A 19,700-nucleotide genomic window follows, 5' to 3' on the forward strand; every position below is an offset into this window, starting at 1 on the left:
ATCGCCACCCTCGGCTCGACCCCGGCGCGCCCGCTCTCCTAGAGCCTCCGCCCCCTTTCTGCACCGGATGCCGGGCTCCGTGAGCTCGCTCTCGCATCCGTTCTCCCCTACTTCTCCCCTTCGACTCCTCTGAGAGACATGTCTTCCTCGTCTTCCGCGCAGAATCCGTCCCCCTCGTCCACCCTCTCCACGCCCGCCGCGCTGTGGCGGCTCAAGCCGTTCGTGAAGCCGGTCATCTGGCGTCTCGCCGGCGGTGCCGCCAGCGCGCTCGCGGCGGCCCTCATCGCGCTGATGATCCCCATCGTGCTCGAGCAGATCATCGGCGGGCCTGTGCAGTCCGGCGCGCTGGATGCGATCGTCTGGGGCGCGCTCGCCGTGTTCGCCCTCGGCCTCGGCGAGGCGCTCATGGTGTGGCTCCGTCGGCAGTTCGTGCTCTTCCCCGCCACGCAGGTCGAGTACCGCATGCGCACCGAGCTCTACTCGCGCCTGCAGACCCTGCCGGTCGCGTTTCACGACCGGTGGCAGTCCGGGCAGCTGCTCAGCCGCATGATGCAGGACATCGGCCTCATCCGCCGATGGCTCGCCTTCGGTCTCGTGCTGCTCGTCGTGAACGTGCTGACGATCCTCATCGGCTCGGTGCTGCTGTTCCGCTGGCACTGGCTGCTCGGCACGATCTTCCTGGTGACCGCGATCCCGCTGTGGATCCGGGGCTACCTCTTCGAGAAGCGCTACGGTGCCCTCACCCGCCGCAGCCAGGACCAGGCGGGCGACCTCGCCACGAGCGTCGAGGAGAGCGTGCACGGCATCCGCGTGCTCAAGGCGTTCGGCCGCGGCACGCATGCCCTCCGCCGCTTCAGCCGGCAGGCCGAGACGCTGCGCGAGACCGAGATGAGCAAGGCCGGGGCCATCGCCTCGATCTGGTTCTGGCTCGACCTCATGCCGCAGATCGCCTTCGGCCTCAGCCTGATGTCGGGCATCTGGCTCATCTCGCAGGACGCGATCACGTCCGCGGAGCTGTTCGCCTTCTTCGCGATGGCGGTCGTGCTGCGCTGGCCCATCGAGTCGATCGGCTTCCTCTTCTCCTTCATGCTCGACGCGCGGACGGCGACGGACCGCGTCTTCGACATCTTCTCGGAGACGAACACCATCACTGATCCGGAGAACCCGGTGCACATCGAGAACCCGCGTGGCGAGCTCGCGTTCGAGAACGCGCACTTCCGCTACCAGGATGCGGCGGCCGACGAGCGGGACCTGCTCGACGGGATCGACCTCGTGCTGCGGCCGGGCGAGACCATGGCGCTCGTGGGCCTCACCGGCAGCGGCAAGACCACGCTGACGACCCTGCCGACCCGGCTGTACGACGTGACGGGAGGGCGGGTCACGCTCGACGGCGTCGACGTGCGCGACCTCACGCTCGCCGAGCTGCGCGAGCACATCGCGATGGCGTTCGAGGACGCGACGCTCTTCTCGGCCTCGGTCCGCGAGAACGTCCTGCTCGGCCGCGCCGACCTCGACGTGCACAGCCCCGAAGCCGAGCGTGTCCTGCGGGAGGCGCTCGACGTCGCCCAGGCCGCCTTCGTCGACACGCTCCCCGAAGGCGTCGAGACGGTGATCGGCGAGGAGGGACTGAGCCTGTCCGGCGGACAGCGCCAGCGGCTCGCCCTCGCCCGCGCCGTGGCCGCCAACCCCCGGGTGCTCGTCCTCGACGATCCGCTGTCGGCGCTGGACGTCGACACCGAGGCGCTCGTGGAGGAGGCCCTGCGGCACGTGCTCGCCGACACCACCGCGATGATCGTCGCGCACCGTCCGTCCACTGTGGCCCTCGCCGACCGCGTGGCGCTGCTGGAGGACGGCCGGATCACCGCCGTCGGCACGCACACCGAGCTGTTGAAGACGAGTCGGCACTACCGGCACGTCATCTCCAGCCTGGAGGCCGAGGAGGCCGCCCGCACCGGAGCCATCCCGATCATCCGCGACGAGCAGGCCGAGGTCCACGAGACCGTGCAGGAAGGCATCCGCGAGGAGGCCGACGACGAGGCGCCGGGAGGCGCCCCCCGATTCGCAGGAGAGGAGGTGCAGCGATGAGCTCCCTCACCGGAACCCAGGACGAGGACCGCTCCCGCCTCACCACGGAGGAGAGCAGGGCGATCCGCCGCCGCTCGCTGCGGCTGCTCGGCTCGCTCGTGCGTCCGCTCAAGCCGCAGATCGTGCTCGCCGCGACCGTGCTCGTCATCTCGACGGCGCTGCAGGTGGCGGGGCCGATCCTCATCAGCATCGGCCTCGACCGGGCGCTCCCCGCGGTGCTCGACGACGCCGACTGGATGCCGACGTTCGTCGTCGGCGGGATCTACTTGCTCGCGGGTGCTCTCGCCGCCGTGCTCATCGCCTGGTACGTCATCATCGCGGCGAAGCTGACCCAGGCCGTCCTGCTGGACCTGCGCAAGCGCATCTTCCTGCACACCCAGCGTCTGAGCCTGGAGTTCCACGAGTCGTACACCTCGGGGCGGATCATCTCGCGCCAGACGAGCGACCTGGACTCCATCAAGGAACTCCTCGACGGCGGGTTGAACGAGCTCGTCTCCGGCGTGCTCTTCGGTGTCTTCACCTTCATCGCGCTGTGCGTGTGGGACTGGCAGTCCGGTCTGATCCTCGCGATCGGCGGCGTGCCGCTGTTCTTCCTCATGCGCTGGTTCTACTCGCGCTCGCAGCTCGTGTACCGCGAGTCCCGGGTGATCAGCGCGAAGGTGATCGTCCAGTTCGTGGAGACCATGACGGGCATCCGCGCGGTCAAAGCCTTCCGGAAGGAGCCGCGCAACGACAAGGCCTTCCAGGGCGTGGCCGGCGAGTACCGGGACGTGAACCGTCGCTCGATGCTGCTGTTCGGCACGTTCGAGCCGGGCCTCATGGGCGTCGCGGCGCTCGTGCTCGGGGTCGTCGTGCTGTGGGGCGGCATCCGGGTCTCGGAGGGAGCGCTGACGGTCGGCGTGCTGCTGTCCGCCGTGCTCTACGTGCGCAACTTCTTCGCTCCGATGCAGGAGATCGCGATGTTCCTCAACTCCTATCAGTCCGCCACCGCGGCGCTGGAGAAGGTGTCGGGCGTCCTGGAGGAGGTCCCGACGGTGCCGGACCCCGAGAAGCCGGTCGACCTCTGGGAGTCCCGCGGGCACATCCGCTTCGACGAGGTCACGTTCGCGTACAACGAGGACAAGACGATCCTGCCGAACTTCTCGCTCGACATCCCGGCCGGGCAGACCATCGCGCTGGTCGGGACGACGGGGGCGGGCAAGTCCACGCTGGCCAAGCTCATCTCGCGGTTCTACGACCCGTCCGCGGGGACGGTGACGCTCGACGGCGTCGATCTGCGGTCGCTGCACCCGAAGGATCTCCGCCGCGCGATCGTCATGGTCACGCAGGAGGCGTACCTGTTCAGCGGGACCGTGGCCGACAACATCGCGCTCGGGCGCCCGGACGCGACGCTGGACGAGATCCGCGAGGCGGCACGGGCGGTGGGCGCCGACGCGTTCATCTCGGCGCTGCCGGACGGGTACGACACCGACGTGAACAAGCGCGGCGGTCGTGTCTCGGCGGGGCAGCGCCAGCTCATCTCGTTCGCCCGCGCCTTCCTCGCCGACCCGGCGGTGCTGATCCTCGACGAGGCGACGGCCTCGCTGGACATCCCGTCCGAGCGGCTGATCCAGGATGCGCTGCAGACGCTGCTGGCCGACCGGACGGCGATCATCATCGCGCACCGGCTGTCGACGGTGGCGATCGCGGACCGTGTGCTCGTGATGGAGCACGGCCGGATCATCGAGGACGACACTCCGGCCGCCCTGATCGGCGGCACCGGGAAGTTCGCCCAGTTGCACGCGGCCTGGCAGGAGACGCTCGTCTGACGTCGTGACGCGACTGAGGCCCCGGCATCCGCACGGATGCCGGGGCCGCTGCGTCCGGGCGCGGGCGCGCCGTGGTCGGTAGCATCGAAGGATGGACCCCTTCCTCCTCGTCGCGGAGTGGTGGTGGCTCGCGCCGACCGCCGCCGCCGGGGTGACCGCGGGCGCGATCGGGGTGCGTCGTCGGAACACCCGCAGCGGCCGCCGACTGGAGTACGACGCCGCGCGGCACGACCTCCGTGAGGCCCAGCAGCGCGCGGTGGTCCGACGGACGGCTCTGAAAGTGGCACGAGCCGACCTCGCGAGGGTCTCCGCCGAGCGGGCCGCGCAGCGCGCGAGCGCCGAGCAGGTGGCCGGCGCCCGGCGCATGCTCAAGGAGCGCGAACGCGATGCCAGGGCGGCGGCGGCGGACGTCCGCGCCCGACGAGTCCGGCTGAACGCGGCTCGCGCCGCGATCCCCGCCGGCTCCGCCCCGCGGCCGCTGGAGCGCCTGTACGCGGAGCACGAGGCAGTGACGGCGCGGTGGATGCGATACGAGACCGACCCCGCGCTGCAGATCACCTACCCCGAGATGACGGACGTGAAGCGCCCGGAGACGGCCGCCTACCTCCGGGCCGCCGGCGCGGCGGTCGAGGCGCGTCGGCAGACGACGGGCCGCGTGACCGCCGCCGAGTACGCGGCCTACCGCGACGCCGTCGCCGAGCTGGAGCGGGCGTTCGAGGCCGCCGAGCACGCCGCGAAGGTGCAGACGGGGGAGGCGCCGCCGACTCCGGCCTGGCAGGACGCCGCGCAGGACATGCTGCACCGGTCTGCGGAGGCCATCGACCGGGCGGCCGGAGCTGCCGCGTCTGCGCTCGCCGCGTGGAACAGCCGTCGGGGGAAGGGCACGCCTCCCGGCGACAGCGGTCAGCGCTGAGAGGGATCGAGCTCGCGCCGCCCGGTGGAATCCGAGGGCGACGGAGTCTCGATGGGGGAGGGGATTCGAGACCCCGCCGCCGGTCTCAGGAGGGGACCCGGATCTCGGCGATGACCTCGCCGTAGGCCGTCTCGCCGACGGGGGTGAAGCCGACGCGCCGGAAGAACGCCTCCGGGCCGTCCTCGCCGGCTTCGTAGATGACGTTGACGTGGTCGACGCCGCGGTTGCGTGCTTCGTCGATGAGACTCTCCACGGCGAAGCGGCCGACGCCGCGACCCTGGTCGTCCGCGTCGACGTTGATGCGCCACAGCACGGAGCGGAAGTGCTCCTCCGGCGCCTCGTCGTCGAAGTTGGCACTGACGAAGCCCACGACCTCGTTGCGGTCCAGGATCACCCGCTGCCAGGAGGTCTGCGGGTTGATGACGGTGGCCGCGATGCCGTACGAGACGGGGGCGAGGAACTGCTCCTGTCCGGGCTTGAGCGACAGGTTGTTCACGGCGACGATCGTCGCGGCGGAGAGTTCGACCATGCGCAGTTCGGACATGCCCCCAGGCTAGCCCCTCCGCTCACCGCATTCATCACTCGGGCGGACTTTTCACGGACCGTTCGGCCGAGGGAGTCTCCTCGGTGGGACCGCCGCTTCGGGGTCCGGGACGCTCAGGTATCTTGGTATCGAGACAAATAGCCCTCGTGAACGGAGAACGTCCCGGTGACCGACGACGCCATCATCTACACCTACACCGACGAGGCACCGGCACTGGCCACCGCCTCCTTCCTGCCGATCATCCAGGCCTACACCGGCCAGGCGGGTATCGAATTCGAGACGCGGGACATCTCTCTGGCCGGCCGCATCCTCGCCGCCTTCCCGCAGAAGCTCACTCCCGAGCAGCAGGTCGGCGACGCGCTGGCGGAGCTGGGCGGCCTCGCCACGCTTCCCGAGGCGAACATCATCAAGCTGCCGAACATCTCCGCGTCGATCCCGCAGCTCAAGGCCGCCATCGCGGAGCTGCAGCAGCAGGGTTACGACGTCCCCGACTTCCCGGACGAGCCCTCGTCGCTGGAGGAGAAGGACATCCGCGCCCGCTACGACCGCATCAAGGGCTCCGCGGTGAACCCCGTCCTGCGCGAGGGCAACAGCGACCGTCGGGCCCCGCTGGCGGTGAAGAACTACGCCAAGAAGCACCCGCACCGCAACAAGCCGTTCGCGGAGGGTTCGAAGACCCGCGTCGCGACCCTGGGCCACGACGACTTCAAGCACAACGAGCGCTCCTGGGTCGCCGCCCACGACGACGTCCTCTCCTTCCGCCACACCGCGAAGGACGGCACCGTCACGGTCCTCAAGGAGGGGCTCAAGGTCCTCCCGCGCGAGATCATCGACGCGACGTTCCTGTCCGCGAAGGAGCTGGACGCGTTCCTCGCCGACACCCTCGCGGAGGCCAAGGCCGATGACGTGCTCTACTCGGTGCACCTCAAGGCCACGATGATGAAGGTCAGCGACCCGATCATCTTCGGTCACGTCGTGAAGGCGTTCTTCAAGGACGTCTTCGACCAGTACGGCACCCAGCTCGCCGAGGCCGGACTCAGCGCGAACGACGGCCTCGGCTCGATCCTCGCGGGCCTGGCCACCGTCGCGGGTGGCGAGGAGATCGCCGCGGCGTTCGACAAGGCCATCGCCGAAGGGCCGCGCCTGTCGTACGTGAACTCCGACAAGGGGATCACGAACCTGCACGTGCCGAGCGATGTCATCGTCGACGCGTCCATGCCCGCGCTCGTCCGCAACGGCGGGAAGCTCTGGGGCAAGGACGGCGAGGAGGCCGACACGATCGCGGTCATCCCCGACTCCTCCTACGCGAGCGTCTACCAGGCCGTGATCGACGATGTGATCGCGAACGGCCCGCTCGACCCCGCCACGATCGGCACCGTGCCGAACGTAGGCCTCATGGCGCAGGCGGCCGAGGAGTACGGCAGCCACGACAAGACGTTCGAGATCGCGGCGGACGGCATCGTCCAGGTGCTCGACAGCGAGGGCACCGTCCTCATCGAGCACGAGGTCGGCAAGGGCGACATCTGGCGTGCGACGCAGACCAAGCACATCCCGGTCATGGACTGGGTCAAGCTCGCGGTCGGCCGTGCCCGCGCGACGGGTGCCCCGGCGGTGTTCTGGCTCGACGCGAACCGCTCGCACGACGCGCAGATCATCGCGAAGGTGCACCAGGGTCTCGCCACGCTCGACACCAAGGGCCTGACGATCACGATCCTCGCGCCGGAGGAGGCGACGCGGTACACGCTCGCCCGCATGCGTCACGGTCTGGACACCATCTCGGTGACCGGCAACGTGCTGCGCGACTACCTCACCGACCTGTTCCCGATCCTCGAGGTCGGCACGAGCGCCAAGATGCTCTCCATCGTGCCGCTGCTCGCCGGTGGCGGACTGTTCGAGACGGGTGCCGGCGGCTCGGCTCCGAAGCACGTGCAGCAGCTGGTCGAGGAGAACTACCTGCGCTGGGACTCGCTGGGCGAGTTCTTCGCGCTGGCCGCCTCCCTCGAGCACTTCGCCGACCGCACGGGCAACGAGAAGGCCCGCGTGCTCGCGGAGACGCTCGACGCCGCGACCGGCACCTTCCTCGAGGAGGACCGCTCGCCCGGCCGCGCTCTCGGCACGATCGACAACCGCGGAAGCCACTTCTACCTCGGCCTGTACTGGGCGCAGGAGCTGGCGAAGCAGACGAAGGACCCGGAGCTCGCCGCCGCCTTCGCGCCCATCGCCGAGAAGCTCGCCGCGAACGAGGAGACGATCGTCTCCGAGCTGAACGCGGTGCAGGGCTCCCCGGTGGAGATCGGCGGCTACTACCGTCCGGACGAGAAGCTCGTCGAGGCGGTCATGCGCCCGTCCACGACGCTCAACGAGATCGTCGACGCCCTGCGCTGAGACGACGAGAAGGGGGCGGATGCTGCGGCATCCGCCCCCTTCTGCTGTCTTCCCCAGCCGGGTTCGCCCGGTGCCGGGCTCCGGATCAGTTGTAGACGGAGACCTCGAGGCCCACGGGGGACCAGTCGTAGACGTACTTGGCGAGGTCGATCGGCAGGTTCACGCAGCCGTGGCTCATCCGGTTGCCGAAGTTGTTGTGCCAGTACGTGCCGTGGAAGCCGATGTTCGGGGCGAACCACGTGATCCAGGGCACGTCCTCGGTGCAGTACGGCGCGCCCTCGTAGCAGCCCATGTCCTGGATGGCGGTGTGCGCGAACACCTTGAAGTTGCCGGTCGGCGTGGGCGTACCGGGAAGACCGGTCGACACCGCCCAGGACTGCACGACCTTGTCGTTCTCGAACAGGTAGGCGCGCTGCGTGCTGAGGTTGATCTCGGCGCGGCGGAACAGGTTCGTCGTCTCGAAGGGGGTCTCCGTCACGGAGAGGGCGAAGACGCCGTCTCCCGCGGCGAGTTGCGTCGCGAAGTCGTCGGCGATGTCCGCGGTGTCGCCGAGGGCGCGTCCGGTGGCGCCCTCCTTCTCGGCGCGCAGCACGTTCCCCGCGGAGTCCACGATGTTGGTCGCGTTGACGGGGGCGCGGTCCACCGCGGCGGGCAGCGTGTCCACCGTGGCCTGGATCGCCTCGGGGTCGGCCTCGATGCGGAGCTGGCCGTCGTCGTCGACCACGGTCAGCCAGGAGGCCGCGACCTCGGGGGAGACCGGGACGGTCCGCTCCTCGCCGACGTAGAAGCCGATGGTCGAGAGCATGGTGTTGAGCGTGGTCGCGGTCGCCGTGGCGTCGTCGTCGGACACGGCGGGCGCGGCCTCGGCCGGACCACCGGGGTACTCGAACGTCGTGCGGCCGTCGCCCACGGCCTCGACGAAGGCCGCGTTCAGTGCGGTCACGTCGATGCCCGTCCCGGGCGTGGACGGCGTGACGGCGTAGGTGCCCTTCGCGGCGTCGAAGACCACTCCGGCGTCGACCGGGTCGACGAAGCTGCCGGGGACGGCGCTGCGGAGCGCCGCGGCGGCGGTCTCCTGGTCGAGCACGATGTCGGCCGGCACGGGGTCGCCCATCCACGCGCCGAGGTTCCACATCGGGTGTGCGGCGAACGCGGCGTCGGCGAGCGCGGTGGCATCGGCGGTGGCGCCCAGGTCGGCGCCCGTGAGCACGGCGTCGTCGCCCTCGCCCGTGAGCGTGACCTCGGTCTGCGCGAGGCGGGAGCTGATCGCGTCGGCGGCGGCCCCGGGGGTCATCCAGCCGACCGGGATGCCCGCGACGGTGGTGCCGGGGGCGATGAGGATCATCGAGGCGGCGCCGGCGCCGAGCGCGACCACGCCGAGGCCGAGACCGATCCACAGGCCGAGGCGGCGCTTCTTCGGGGCGGGCTCGACGGGAGCCCAGGCCAGGGGCTGCTCGCCGGTCTGCGGCGGGGCCGTGTCGGTCGCCGCCTCCGGCGTCAGGACGCTCGTCGGTGTCGCATCGTCGGGCTGTGCCCCCGGCGCAGTGCCCGGCGTAGAAATCAGATCGGTCACGAACTACACCCCCCGCAGTCTCGACGTGTCCTGTCGTCCATGGTACGGGATGGCTGGTAACGGGGAGGCAACGGTCCTGATAGGGTGCCTCCCCGCTCGCCCGGGCGGTGGCGTCAGCCGATGACGGCGAGCCCGTCGATCTCGACGAGCATCTCCTCACGGGGGAGTCCGGTGAACACCGTGGTGCGCGAGGGGAGGACGCCGCTGGTCGTGTGGGCCTCGACGAAGGCGCCGTAGGCCTCGTTCATGATCGGGAAGTCCTCGCGCTTGGTGAGGTAGACGCGCAACATCACGACATCGTCGAACGTGGCGCCGGAGGCCTCCACGATGGCCTTGACGTTTTCGAGCGTGCGGGTGGTCTGCGCCGCGACGTCGCCCGGGTACAGATACTCGTTCGTCTGCGGGTCGACGGGGCCCTGGCCGGAGACCTGGACGATCGGGCCCTTGCGGACGCCCTGCGAGAAGGTGTGCGCGGGAGCGGGGGCGGCGTCGGTGGAAACTCGTGTCTTCGCGGTCATGCCGCCAGCCTAGTAGCCTTGTTAGATGCCTCTACAAATTCCGGATCCCGTTCTCGGCACCTGGGCGAAGGGGTTCCCGGCGCGCGCCGCGGGGCTGCGTCTGTCGGAGGTCGGCGGTGCCGGTCTGCGCCTCTCGGACCTCGGCACGCCCGTGCTCACGGCGCATGCCGACGCGATCACGCACAACGAGGACACCGTGTTCGGCTGGGCGGCGCGCGAAGGTGTGCACCTCGCCCCCCACGGCAAGACCACCATGGCGCCGGCGCTCTGGCAGCGACTGCTCGACGCCGGGGCATGGGGCATCTCCGTCGCGACCCCGTGGCAGGCCCGCGTCGCCGTCGACGCCGGCGTGCCGACGGTGCTCATCGCCAACGGAGTGACCGACGGTGCCGCGGCCCGGGAGCTCGGAGCGATGCTCGCCGCCGACGAGGGCCTGCGGATCCTCTGCGGCGCGGATTCGCTCGCCGGGGTCGCGATCCTCGCCGACGCCCTCGCCGGCGCCCCGCGACCGCTGGACGTGCTCGTGGAGCTCGGCGGCGCGCAGGGCAGGACGGGCGCGCGCACCGTCGCGGAGGGCGAGCACATCGCTGCGGCGATCGCCGCCGCCCCAGGTCTCCGGCTCGCCGGAGTGACGGGCTACGAGGGGCCTTTCGGTCCCGACCGTTCCGCGGCCTCGGTCGCCGCGGTGGACGGCTTCCTGGCTACCCTCGTCGAGCTGCATCGCCGTCTCGACTACCCCGACGGTCTCCGCCCCGTGCTCAGCGCGGGGGGCAGCGCCTTCCCCGATCGCGCCGCTGCGGTCCTCGGCGCCGCGGGAGGGGACGCCGAGGTCGTGCTGCGCTCCGGGGCCTTCCAGATCCACGACGACGGCTTCTACTCCCGCATGTCGCCGTTCGGTCCGCTGACGGATACCGCTCCGCTGCGCTCCGCGATGCACGCGTGGTCACGGGTGGTCTCCCAGCCCGAGCCCGGCCTCGCCCTGCTCGACGCCGGGCGGCGGGACGTGCCGTTCGACATCGACCTGCCGGTGCCGCAGTCGGTCGCCGGTGCGGTGACGGCCCTGAACGACCAGCACGCCTTCCTCCGACCCGCCGAGGGGGCGACCGTCGCGGTCGGCGAGGTCGTGCGGCTGGGCCTCTCGCATCCGTGCACCGCATTCGACAAGTGGCGCGTCGTCGCCGTGATCGACGACCCCGACGCCACCGATCCCCGGGTGATCGACGCGGTGGCGACATGCTTCTGAGCGCCGAGAAGGCCGCGGCCGGCCTGGTGCGCGTCTATCGTCGGGCGACCGTCGTCGACGGCACCGGTGCCCCGCGCTTCGTCGCGGACGTCGCGGTGGAGGGGGCCAGGGTCGTCGCCGTCGTCCGCGACGGCGACGGGACGCCGCTCGAGGTGCCGGACGGCGCGGTCGAGGTCGACGCGTCCGGCCTCGTCCTGGCACCCGGTTTCATCGACATGCATGCGCACAGCGACCTCGCGGTGCTCCAGGGCGCGGCGCACGACGCCAAGATCCGGCAGGGGGTCACGACCGAGGTGCTCGGGCAGGACGGCCTGGGCTACGCGCCGCTGGACGAGGCGACCGCCGCGGTCATCCCCGCCCAGATCGCGGGCTGGAACGGGCGTCCGGCGGAGGTCCCGTGGCGGTCGATGGGCGATTTCCTGGAGGCGATCGACGTCGCCGCGGTGGCCAACGCCGCGGTGCTGGTGCCGCAGGGCAACCTCCGGATGATGGTGGTCGGGCATGACGACCGCCGGGCGACCCCCGCCGAGATCGCGGCCATGGCCGACCTCCTCGGGCAGGCCCTGGATGCCGGGGCCTTCGGCATGTCGAGCGGCCTGACCTACACCCCGGGGATGTACGCCGACACCGCGGAGCTCGAAGCCCTCTGCCGGGTGGTGGCGGAGCGCGGCGGCTACTGGGCGCCGCACACCCGCAGCTACGGGCGGGCGGCGCTGGACGCCTATCGCGAGGCGATCGAGATCGGCCGCCGCACCGGATGCCCTGTCCATCTCACCCACGCGACCATGAACTTCGCCCCGAACCGCGGTCGCGCCGCCGAGCTGCTGGCCCTCGTCGACGAGGCGACGGCCGACGGTGTCGACGTGACCCTGGACACCTACCCCTACCTTCCGGGGGCCACGACCCTCTCCGCCCTCCTGCCGAGCCGGCTGGCGGCGACCGGCGACCTGCTCGGCGTGCTGGGAGCCCTCGACGCCGAGGGACGCGAGGCGGTCCGCGTCGAGCTGGAGGAGATCGGCTGCGACGGATTCCATGGCGAGGCGGCGGACTGGTCGGCGATCCAGATCTCCGGGACGGCTCACCCGGATCTCGCCGGACTCGTCGGCCGGACGATCGCCGACATCGCGGCGGAGACGGGGCGGCGCGCGGTCGACGTCGTGATCGACACGATCCTCGCCGATGCGGGCGCCACGGGCGTGCTCATGCACATCGGCGACGAGAACAACGTCCGCGCCATCATGCGGCACCCGCGGCACTCCGGCGGCAGCGACGGCATCCTCATCGGCGCCCGGCCGCACCCGCGCGGCCGCGGCACGTTCCCGCGCTACCTCGGGCACTACGTCAGGGAGCTGGGGGTGCTGAGTCTCGAGGAGGCCGTCCGTCATCTCTCCGGCAACCCCGCTGCCCGCCTCGGCCTCGACCGCGGCGATGCGCCACGGGGTGTGCTCCGCGAGGGCGCCACCGCCGATCTGGTGCTTTTCGACCCGGCGACGATCGCGGCCGGCGCTACCTTCGACGACCCGCACGGTGCGCCGGAGGGCGTGCGCGAGGTTCTCGTCGGCGGCGTGCCGGTCGTCATCGACGGCGACCCCACCGGTGCCGTCGCCGGTCGCGCGTTGCGGATGCCGCCGCCGGCGCCGCGCGCGACGGTGCCGCACGTCGCTGCGGAGCTCGACTCCCTGGCTCCGGGCTTCCGGTGGACGCCCTCGACCCCGATCCTCGGCACGCCGGAGCTGGCGGCCGCGGTCGCACGTCTCGGCGGCGGGGGCGCGGACGAGACGCTGCCCGCCATCCGCCTCCTGATCGACGCCGAGCTGGGTGCCGCGGCCACCGCGGCGGGGCGCCACGGGGCCGAGGCTTTCCGGGTGTCGGTGACGGCCGCCGGGATCGAGATCGCGGGGGCGACGCCGGAGGGGGTCTTCCGCGGAGCGAGCACGCTCCGTCAGCTCCGCGACCCGGACCACGACCCCGCTCTCCCCGCGACGATCCCGGCAGGGCGCTGGGAGGGCTCTCCCGCCTACGCCTGGCGCGGAGCGATGCTCGACGTGGCGCGCCATTTCCGCCCCGTGGAGGACGTGCGTCGCCTCATCGACCTGCTCGCCGATCACCACCTCAGCATCCTGCACCTGCACCTGACGGACGATCAGGGATGGCGCTTCGAGGTGCCCGGCTACCCGCGTCTGACCGAGGTCGGCGCGCGGCGCGAGGCCACGCAACGCGGTCACGGACCGGAGGCCACGGTCGAGCCCGGCGTTCACGAGGGCTTCTACACCTCCGCCGAGCTGCGTGACCTCGTGCGGTATGCGGAGGAGCGCTTCGTGACGCTCGTGCCCGAGGTCGAGCTGCCGGGACACATCCAGGCCGCGCTCGCCGCCTACCCGGAGCTGGGCAACCTCGACGTCGGGACGCCCCCCGCCGGGCCGTGGGAGCGTTTCGGCGTGAACGCCCGCACCCTCGCGCCGACCGCGGAGGCGCTGGCCTTCGGTCGTGCCGCCATCGACGCGCTGTGCGACGTGTTCCCGTCCGCATGGATCGGGATCGGCGGCGACGAGGTGCCGGTGACCGAGTGGGCGGAGAGTCCAGCCGCCGCCGCGCGCATGCGGGAGCTGGGGCTGGCCACGGCGCACGACGTGCAGCCCTGGTTCACGGCGCACTTCGTGGACCATGTCCGCCGCCGCGGGCGGACCGCGCTGGCCTGGGACGAGGTGCTGGAGGGCGACGTGCCCGAGGGCGTCCGCATCCTCGCCTGGCGCGGGCCGGTCGCGATGCGCGAGGCGCTGCGGCGGGGCATCCCGGTCGTGGGGTGCCCGGACCTCGAGGTGTACCTCGACTACCCGCAGTCCGAATCGACCGAGGAGCCCATCCGCGTCGGCCCCCCGCTGACCATCGAGCGCGCGTACTCTTTCGAGGTCGTCGACGGGGCGGTCGGCGGACAGGCGAACGTGTGGACGGAGCACCTTCCCAGCAGAGACCGGGTCGACTTCGCGATGTTCCCGCGCCTCGCGGCGATCGCGGAGCGCCTCTGGGACGGGGGACGGCCCGCGCCGTTCGCCGACTTCGCGCGGCGGCTGCCCACGCATCTGCGGCGCCTCGCTGCCGCGGGGGTGCGGTATCGTCCGCTGGACGGTCCGTCGCCCGAGCAGCGGCGACCGGGGGTTCCCGGCAAGCCCATGACGGTGGAGACCAGGGAGGGGATCGTCACCGGCCTCGTCGAGCGCCTGCTCCGCCGGGCCGCTGACGAGGATCCGCAGTCGGCATGATGTCACGTTTCGGTAACCCTGCCCGCGGAATCGCGCGGGACAGTTGCACAATTCCTGTTCGTAAGGTCTACTAACAAACATGTCCGTTTCGGATGATCAGCGCCCCGCGGCGACGACAGACTTCGTCACCGCGAACGCGCACGCCTTCGGCCCTGCGCGGCATCTCCGTTCGCGCACCAAGGTGCTCCCCGAGCACGCCCGCGGACACAACCGCGCGCTCGTGCTGCAGACGCTCTACCACTCGGGGGCGATGAGCCGCGCCGACCTCTCCCGCGAGACGGGCCTCACGCGCGTCACGATCTCCGACCTCGTCGCGGAGTTCATCGCCGACGGCATCGTCGTCGAGATCGGCGTCCGCGAAGCGGTCGGCCCCGGAAAGCCGCCGATCCTCATCGACATCGACCGGGTGGGGCATCAGATCATCGGGCTCGACCTGTCCGGCCCGACCGCGTTCGAGGGAGCCGTGCTCAGCCTCGACGGCGACGTCCTGGAGCGGCGGCAGGTGCCGCGACCTGCGACACCAGACGGCGACGCGGCGTACGACGCCCTCCGCGGCCTCGCGCAGACCCTCGTCGAGATCGCCACGCAGCCGGTGCTCGGCGTCGGCATCGGCACCCCGGGTGTCGTGCGTCCGGACGGCCTCGTCCTCAGCTCGCCCAACCTGGGCTGGACCGACTTCCCGTTGGAGGCGAAGCTCAGCGCCGACCTCGACCTGCCCGTGCTGGCGCGGAACGACGCCAATGCCGCGGTCCTCGCCGAGTACACGTTCGGCGAGGCGGAAGCCGACTTCATGCTGATCAAGATCGGCCGCGGCGTGGGTGCCGGGCTCATCACCGGCAGCCAGCCGCTCCTCGGCAGCCGTTTCGCCGCGGGGGAGATCGGTCACGTCGTCGTCGGCACGGACGGCGGCCCTCGTTGCGCGTGCGGCAAGATCGGCTGCCTGGAGGCCTGGCTGAGCGTGAGTCGCATGCAGGAGGCGCTCGACGCCGATCCGGCCGCGCGCGAGGAGATCCTCCGCGACTCCGGGACCCGCATGGCGATCGCGATCGCCCCGATCGTCGCCGCCCTCGACCTGTCCGAGGTCGTGCTCTCCGGGCCCGCCGAGCTGCTGGACGGCACGCTCATCGACGCGGCCGTCGAGACGCTCCACGCCCGCACGCTCGAGGGCGTCTTCGAGGACGTCATGGTGCGGCTCACCCGCCAGGACGACATCGTGCTCCGGGGCGCCGCGGTGATGGTGCTCTCCGGACAGCTGGGGGTGTCGTGACCTCCGCGACCATGACCGGGAACGGCATCCGATGATCGTCCCCGCCTCCGCCGACCGTGCCGGTCGGCCCCTTCGCGTGGGCCTGGACGTTGGCGGCACGAAGATCGACGCCGTCGCCGTGGACCCGGCCGGGACGATCCTCGCCCGCCTGCGTCGCCCGACCGGTTGGGGGGAGGACGCCGTCGTCGACAGCATCGTCTCGACGGTCGCCGCGCTCGCCGAGGAGAGCGGGCTGCCGCTGTCCGCCGTCGGATCCGCCGGCATCGGCATCCCCGGCCTCGTGGACGCGGAGACCGGCCGTGTGCTGCACGCCGTGAACCTCGGCGTGGAGTCGCTCGACCTCGCGGCGCGCGCCGAGCAGGCGCTGGGCGTCCCGTTCCGGGTGGAGAACGACGTGAAGGCGGCCGCGCTCGGTGCTGCCGTCCTGAGCGACGTCGCCGGCTCGATGGCCTACCTGAACCTCGGCACCGGCGTCGCCGCCGGCATCGTCATGGACGGCCGCATCTGGCGTGGCGCGCGCGGTACCGCGGGCGAGGTCGGGCACCTCTCCGTCGACCCCCGCGGACGGCTGTGCGGCTGCGGACAGCGCGGCTGCGTGGAGACCTTCTGCGGTGGCGGGGCGTTGGCCAAGGCCTGGGGACGCCCCGGCGCGCTCCCGGTCAAGGACATCATGGAGGCGGCCGACGCGGGCGATCCGCACGCCCTCGCGCTGCAGGCGGACCTCTTCTTCGGGGCCGCGGCGGCCGTGCGCGTGCTCGTGCTGTCGGCCGACGTCGAGACCGTGGTCATCGGCGGCGGTCTCACCGCGCTCGGCGGTCGGCTCGCGGACGGCATCCGTGCCGCCCTGCATGCGGGCGCCCAGGCGTCACCGTTCCTGAAGTCCCTGCGGCTGGATGAGAGAATCGAACTGCTCCCCGCGGGTTCCCCCGCCGCCGCCTTCGGCGCCGCTCTGGTGGGCGCATCCATTTCTGAGAAGGAGATCGTTCCGCATGGCTGAGGTCGTCATCGTCGAGAATGCCGAGGCCGCCGGGGCCCTGGTCGCCACCGAGATCGTCGAGCTCATCGACCGTCGCCAGGACGCCGTCCTGGGGCTCGCGACCGGATCGACGCCGCTGCCCGTCTACCAGGCACTCCGCAGCCGCCTGGCGGGGCGCGACGTCTCGCAGGTACGCGGCTTCGCGCTCGACGAGTACGTCGGGATCGACCCGTCCCACCCGGAGAGCTACCGCTCGGTGATCACGCGCGAGGTGGTCGAGCCGCTCGGTCTCGACCCGGAGCGCATCCACGTGCCGAACGGCGCGCAGGCCACCATCCAGCACGCCGGTGAGGACTACGACGCGGCCATCGCCGCGGCCGGCGGGGTCGACCTGCAGATCCTCGGCATCGGCACCGACGGGCACATCGGGTTCAACGAGCCCGGATCCTCCTTCGCCTCCCGCACCCGGGTGAAGACCCTGACGGAGCAGACCCGGGAGGACAACGCCCGGTTCTTCGACTCGATCGACGATGTCCCGATGCACTGCATCACGCAGGGGCTGGGGACCATCCTGGAAGCACGCCACCTCGTGCTGCTGGCGTTCGGTGAAGGCAAGGCGGAGGCCGTGGCCGGTGCGGTCGAGGGGCCGCTCACCGCGCTGCTGCCCGGGTCGGCCATCCAGCTGCACCCGCACGCGACCGTCGTCGTCGACGAGGCCGCCGCGTCGAAGCTGCAGCTCGCCGACTACTATCGCTACACGTTCGCGAACAAGCCGTCCTGGCAGGGCATCTGATCCGAGGCGCTAGCGCGCTCCGGCCGGCCACGCGAGCGGCAGCAGATGCTCGACGCTGAGCGGGGCCAGCGGGAGCGCCGCGGCGTCCTCCGGGGTGATCCAGCGCAGCTCGGCGAGCTCGGCCTGCACGCGGACCCCGTCGGGATCGATCGAGGCCGAGAACGCGTCGGCCACCACGCGGTGCCCCGGCTCGTTGGCGGCTGCCGACACGAAGCGGCCCAGGGGCTGGAGGTCCGCGTCCGTAAGCTCGAGCCCGAGCTCCTCGTGCAGCTCGCGGATGAGGGTCTCGACGGGGGATTCGCCCGGCTCCGGCTTGCCCCCGGGCTGCATGAAGCGGGTGGTGCCGTGCTTGCGGACGACGAGGACCCGCCCCTCCGCATCGACGATCACGGCCGCGCTCACGTGGATGTCAGGCATCGGGAGAGAAGACCTTTCCGGGGTTGAGGATGCCGAGGGGGTCGAACACCGCGGCGATGTCGCGCTGGAGGTGCCATTGGTCGTCGCCGAGCTCGTCGGCCAGCCAGCGCCGCTTGAGGACGCCGATGCCGTGCTCGCCGGTGAGGGTGCCGCCCAGCCGGATCGCGGCGCGGAAGAGCTCGTCGGCCGCCGCCCACACCTGCGGCGGAGTCTCCGGACCCTCGAAGATGAAGTTCGGATGCAGGTTGCCGTCGCCGGCATGGGCCACGGTCGGGATGACCATGTCGTACTCGCGCTCGATCCGGGCGATCTCGTCGAACATGGCCGGCATCGCGCTCCGCGGTACCGAGACGTCCTCGATGAGCGTGGTCCCGAGGGACGCCATCGCTGCGTGCATCGACCGTCGGACCGCGAGGAGTCGATCGCCCTCGACGGGGTCGTGCGAGACCACGGGGACGCCGTCGTGCGCGCTCAGGATCGCGGCGATGGCCTCAGCCTCCGCACGCGCGGCCGGACCGTCGGTCTGGATTGTGAGCTGCGCGGCGCCCGGCGTCGGGGCGCGGAGGGCGAGCAGGGTGTGGACGGCGGCGAGGCTCGCGGCATCCATGAGCTCCATGATCGCGGGCTGGATCCCCGCGGCGGTCACCGCCGCGGACCCTGCGGCCGCCGCCCGGACGCCGGGGAAGGTCGCCGTCACGGTGCAGGTCTCGCCCGGCACCAGGCGGCGCAGCTTGAGCGTGGCTCCGACGACGACGCCGAGCGTTCCTTCCGACCCCACGACGAGGGCGGTGAGGTCGAGCCCGGTGACCCCCTTCACGCTGCGGTGCCCGAGGTGCAGCAGGCGCCCGTCGGCGAGGACGAGATCGACACCGAGGACCGCATCGCGGACGACGCCGTACTTCGCGCAGAGCAGTCCACCGGCTCCGGTCGCGATGTTGCCGCCGACGGTGGAGATGTCGCGACTGGCAGGATCGGGCGGCCACCAGAGTCCCTGGGCCGCCAGATGCGCGTTGAGGTCGGCGTTGAGGATCCCGGGTTCGACCACGGCGAGGAGGTCGTCCGGCCGCACCTCGAGGACCGCGTCCATGCGACGGAGGGAGAGGACGATCTCTCCGTCTCCGGCATTCGCTGCTCCGGCGAGTCCGGTCCCGGCACCGCGCACGACGACGGGCGTGCGCGTAGCGGTCGCGATCCGCATGGTCTGCTGCACGTCGTCCACGCTCTCCGCGTGGACGACGGCCAGGGGAAGGCCCACCGCGGCATGACCGGAGCGGTCGGCTGTGGCGTCATGCCTGGCCTGCTCGCTGACGTCCACGCGCGCCCCGAGGGCGTCGCGGAGCAGCGAGACGACGCTCACGACCGTGCGCTCATGCCAGCGCGCGGCGTCCGCTGAGGACCCCGGCGACGACGGCGACCAGCGCGAAGGCCGTGCCGATCAGAGCCTGGCCCATGGACCACCAGGCGATGGTCACGCCGACGTAGATGAAGAGCTCGACGACCGCGCGGAGAAAGGGGTGCACGCGCAGCACCGGGCGCGGAGAGAGGAAGAGGGCCCACAGCAGCAGGGCGACGACGGGGGCGCCGACGCCGATCACGATGTTCCACGGCAGATCCCAGCTCGCGAACCCCCACAGGGCGAGCGAGGCGATCGCCGCGATGAGGACGACGACGCGCACGATGTCGAGCGCCGTGAGGGCCGGACGGTCGACGCCGGCGACAGGGGAGGAATCCGGGGTCATACGACCAGTCTATTCCGCGGGCGGGGCGTCCTCGGCCGGGGCGTCCGTCGCGGCGTCCGCGGCCGGGGCGTCGGTGGCGGCGACCTCGGCGGGGGCGGTGTCCGTCGGCGCGGAGTCCGCGGGTGCCGGTTCGGCGGACGCGGCGTCGGTCGGGGCCGCGACCTCCTCGACGGGGGCCA

The 19,700-nt window shown here is 71.7% G+C and carries 15 protein-coding genes; 9 read left to right on the plus strand and 6 right to left on the minus strand.

All coding sequences use genetic code 11. The annotated features are described in order from the left end of the window. The first annotated feature begins 138 nt into the window (after positions 1 to 138). From DW296_RS14190 to DW296_RS14200, 3 genes are all read left to right on the plus strand, one after another. Positions 139 to 2,085 carry an ABC transporter ATP-binding protein gene (locus tag DW296_RS14190; protein ID WP_240743098.1) on the plus strand — a complete coding sequence of 649 codons (1,947 nt, stop codon included), beginning with the start codon at positions 139 to 141 and terminating at the stop codon, positions 2,083 to 2,085. Continuing rightward, positions 2,082 to 3,893, plus strand: a complete 1,812-nt coding sequence (locus tag DW296_RS14195) for an ABC transporter ATP-binding protein (protein WP_136052732.1) — start codon at positions 2,082 to 2,084, stop codon at positions 3,891 to 3,893. Before DW296_RS14190 ends, DW296_RS14195 begins: the two co-directional genes overlap by 4 nt. A gap of 91 nt (positions 3,894 to 3,984) precedes the next feature. Next, complete coding sequence (locus DW296_RS14200; RefSeq protein WP_136052733.1) at positions 3,985 to 4,806, plus strand: hypothetical protein; 822 nt, start codon at positions 3,985 to 3,987, stop codon at positions 4,804 to 4,806. A gap of 85 nt (positions 4,807 to 4,891) precedes the next feature. Here DW296_RS14200 and DW296_RS14205 read toward each other — a convergent pair whose 3' ends face one another. Then, on the minus strand, positions 4,892 to 5,350 hold the full coding sequence (locus DW296_RS14205; protein ID WP_025103788.1) for a GNAT family N-acetyltransferase: 459 nt from the start codon (positions 5,348 to 5,350) through the stop codon (positions 4,892 to 4,894). Between the two features lie 165 nt (positions 5,351 to 5,515). On the opposite strand from DW296_RS14205, the gene DW296_RS14210 reads away from it, so the two are divergent. Further along, a complete protein-coding gene (locus DW296_RS14210; RefSeq protein ID WP_136052734.1) occupies positions 5,516 to 7,735 on the plus strand; it encodes an NADP-dependent isocitrate dehydrogenase in 2,220 nt (739 codons plus the stop codon). An 85-nt stretch (positions 7,736 to 7,820) separates the two neighbouring features. On the opposite strand, the gene DW296_RS14215 is transcribed toward DW296_RS14210, so the two are convergent. Both DW296_RS14215 and DW296_RS14220 read right to left on the minus strand, forming a co-directional pair. Continuing rightward, complete coding sequence (locus tag DW296_RS14215) at positions 7,821 to 9,308, minus strand: L,D-transpeptidase family protein (protein WP_240743099.1); 1,488 nt, start codon at positions 9,306 to 9,308, stop codon at positions 7,821 to 7,823. Positions 9,309 to 9,421: 113 nt separating this feature from the next. Further along, a complete protein-coding gene (locus DW296_RS14220; protein WP_136052735.1) occupies positions 9,422 to 9,826 on the minus strand; it encodes a RidA family protein in 405 nt (134 codons plus the stop codon). Between the two features lie 25 nt (positions 9,827 to 9,851). On the opposite strand from DW296_RS14220, the gene DW296_RS14225 reads away from it, so the two are divergent. The 5 genes from DW296_RS14225 (at position 9,852) to nagB (ending at position 17,365) form a co-directional block, all read left to right on the plus strand. Continuing rightward, positions 9,852 to 11,069 (plus strand): alanine racemase, encoded by a 1,218-nt coding sequence (locus tag DW296_RS14225; RefSeq protein WP_136052736.1) that lies wholly within the window; start codon positions 9,852 to 9,854, stop codon positions 11,067 to 11,069. Next, the gene (locus DW296_RS14230; RefSeq protein ID WP_136052737.1) at positions 11,060 to 14,329 is read left to right on the plus strand and encodes a family 20 glycosylhydrolase; all 3,270 of its coding nucleotides are present in this window, start codon (positions 11,060 to 11,062) and stop codon (positions 14,327 to 14,329) included. Before DW296_RS14225 ends, DW296_RS14230 begins: the two co-directional genes overlap by 10 nt. 79 nt (positions 14,330 to 14,408) lie before the next feature. After that, positions 14,409 to 15,596: an ROK family transcriptional regulator gene (locus tag DW296_RS14235; protein WP_136052738.1), complete on the plus strand. Its 1,188-nt coding sequence runs from the start codon at positions 14,409 to 14,411 to the stop codon at positions 15,594 to 15,596. A gap of 31 nt (positions 15,597 to 15,627) precedes the next feature. Continuing rightward, a complete protein-coding gene (locus DW296_RS14240) occupies positions 15,628 to 16,593 on the plus strand; it encodes an ROK family protein (protein WP_136052739.1) in 966 nt (321 codons plus the stop codon). Further along, positions 16,586 to 17,365: a glucosamine-6-phosphate deaminase gene (nagB, locus tag DW296_RS14245; RefSeq protein WP_136052740.1), complete on the plus strand. Its 780-nt coding sequence runs from the start codon at positions 16,586 to 16,588 to the stop codon at positions 17,363 to 17,365. The genes DW296_RS14240 and nagB overlap by 8 nt, the downstream gene beginning before the upstream one ends. 9 nt (positions 17,366 to 17,374) lie before the next feature. On the opposite strand, the gene DW296_RS14250 is transcribed toward nagB, so the two are convergent. The 3 genes from DW296_RS14250 to DW296_RS14260 are packed head-to-tail and all read right to left on the minus strand — an operon-like array spanning position 17,375 to position 19,521. Continuing rightward, the gene (locus DW296_RS14250) at positions 17,375 to 17,782 is read right to left on the minus strand and encodes an NUDIX hydrolase (RefSeq protein ID WP_136052741.1); all 408 of its coding nucleotides are present in this window, start codon (positions 17,780 to 17,782) and stop codon (positions 17,375 to 17,377) included. Continuing rightward, on the minus strand, positions 17,775 to 19,139 hold the full coding sequence (locus tag DW296_RS14255) for an FAD-binding oxidoreductase (RefSeq protein ID WP_136052742.1): 1,365 nt from the start codon (positions 19,137 to 19,139) through the stop codon (positions 17,775 to 17,777). Before DW296_RS14255 ends, DW296_RS14250 begins: the two co-directional genes overlap by 8 nt. A 10-nt stretch (positions 19,140 to 19,149) precedes the next feature. After that, a complete protein-coding gene (locus DW296_RS14260) occupies positions 19,150 to 19,521 on the minus strand; it encodes a YrdB family protein (RefSeq protein WP_136052743.1) in 372 nt (123 codons plus the stop codon). Between the last annotated feature and the right edge of the window lie 179 nt (positions 19,522 to 19,700).

The sequence above is a fragment of the Microbacterium sp. K36 genome, assembly GCF_004794355.1.
In the GTDB taxonomy this organism is placed as follows: domain Bacteria; phylum Actinomycetota; class Actinomycetes; order Actinomycetales; family Microbacteriaceae; genus Microbacterium; species Microbacterium paraoxydans_D.

Coding starts and splice junctions, on each gene's coding strand:
- DW296_RS14190 (WP_240743098.1), top strand. CDS start 139: ATGTCTTCCTCGTCTTCCGCGCAGAATCCGTCCCCCTCGTCCACCCTC.
- DW296_RS14195 (WP_136052732.1), top strand. CDS start 2,082: ATGAGCTCCCTCACCGGAACCCAGGACGAGGACCGCTCCCGCCTCACC.
- DW296_RS14200 (WP_136052733.1), top strand. CDS start 3,985: ATGGACCCCTTCCTCCTCGTCGCGGAGTGGTGGTGGCTCGCGCCGACC.
- DW296_RS14205 (WP_025103788.1), bottom strand. CDS start 5,350: ATGTCCGAACTGCGCATGGTCGAACTCTCCGCCGCGACGATCGTCGCC.
- DW296_RS14220 (WP_136052735.1), bottom strand. CDS start 9,826: ATGACCGCGAAGACACGAGTTTCCACCGACGCCGCCCCCGCTCCCGCG.
- DW296_RS14225 (WP_136052736.1), top strand. CDS start 9,852: ATGCCTCTACAAATTCCGGATCCCGTTCTCGGCACCTGGGCGAAGGGG.
- DW296_RS14230 (WP_136052737.1), top strand. CDS start 11,060: ATGCTTCTGAGCGCCGAGAAGGCCGCGGCCGGCCTGGTGCGCGTCTAT.
- DW296_RS14235 (WP_136052738.1), top strand. CDS start 14,409: ATGTCCGTTTCGGATGATCAGCGCCCCGCGGCGACGACAGACTTCGTC.
- DW296_RS14240 (WP_136052739.1), top strand. CDS start 15,628: ATGATCGTCCCCGCCTCCGCCGACCGTGCCGGTCGGCCCCTTCGCGTG.
- nagB (WP_136052740.1), top strand. CDS start 16,586: ATGGCTGAGGTCGTCATCGTCGAGAATGCCGAGGCCGCCGGGGCCCTG.
- DW296_RS14250 (WP_136052741.1), bottom strand. CDS start 17,782: ATGCCTGACATCCACGTGAGCGCGGCCGTGATCGTCGATGCGGAGGGG.
- DW296_RS14260 (WP_136052743.1), bottom strand. CDS start 19,521: ATGACCCCGGATTCCTCCCCTGTCGCCGGCGTCGACCGTCCGGCCCTC.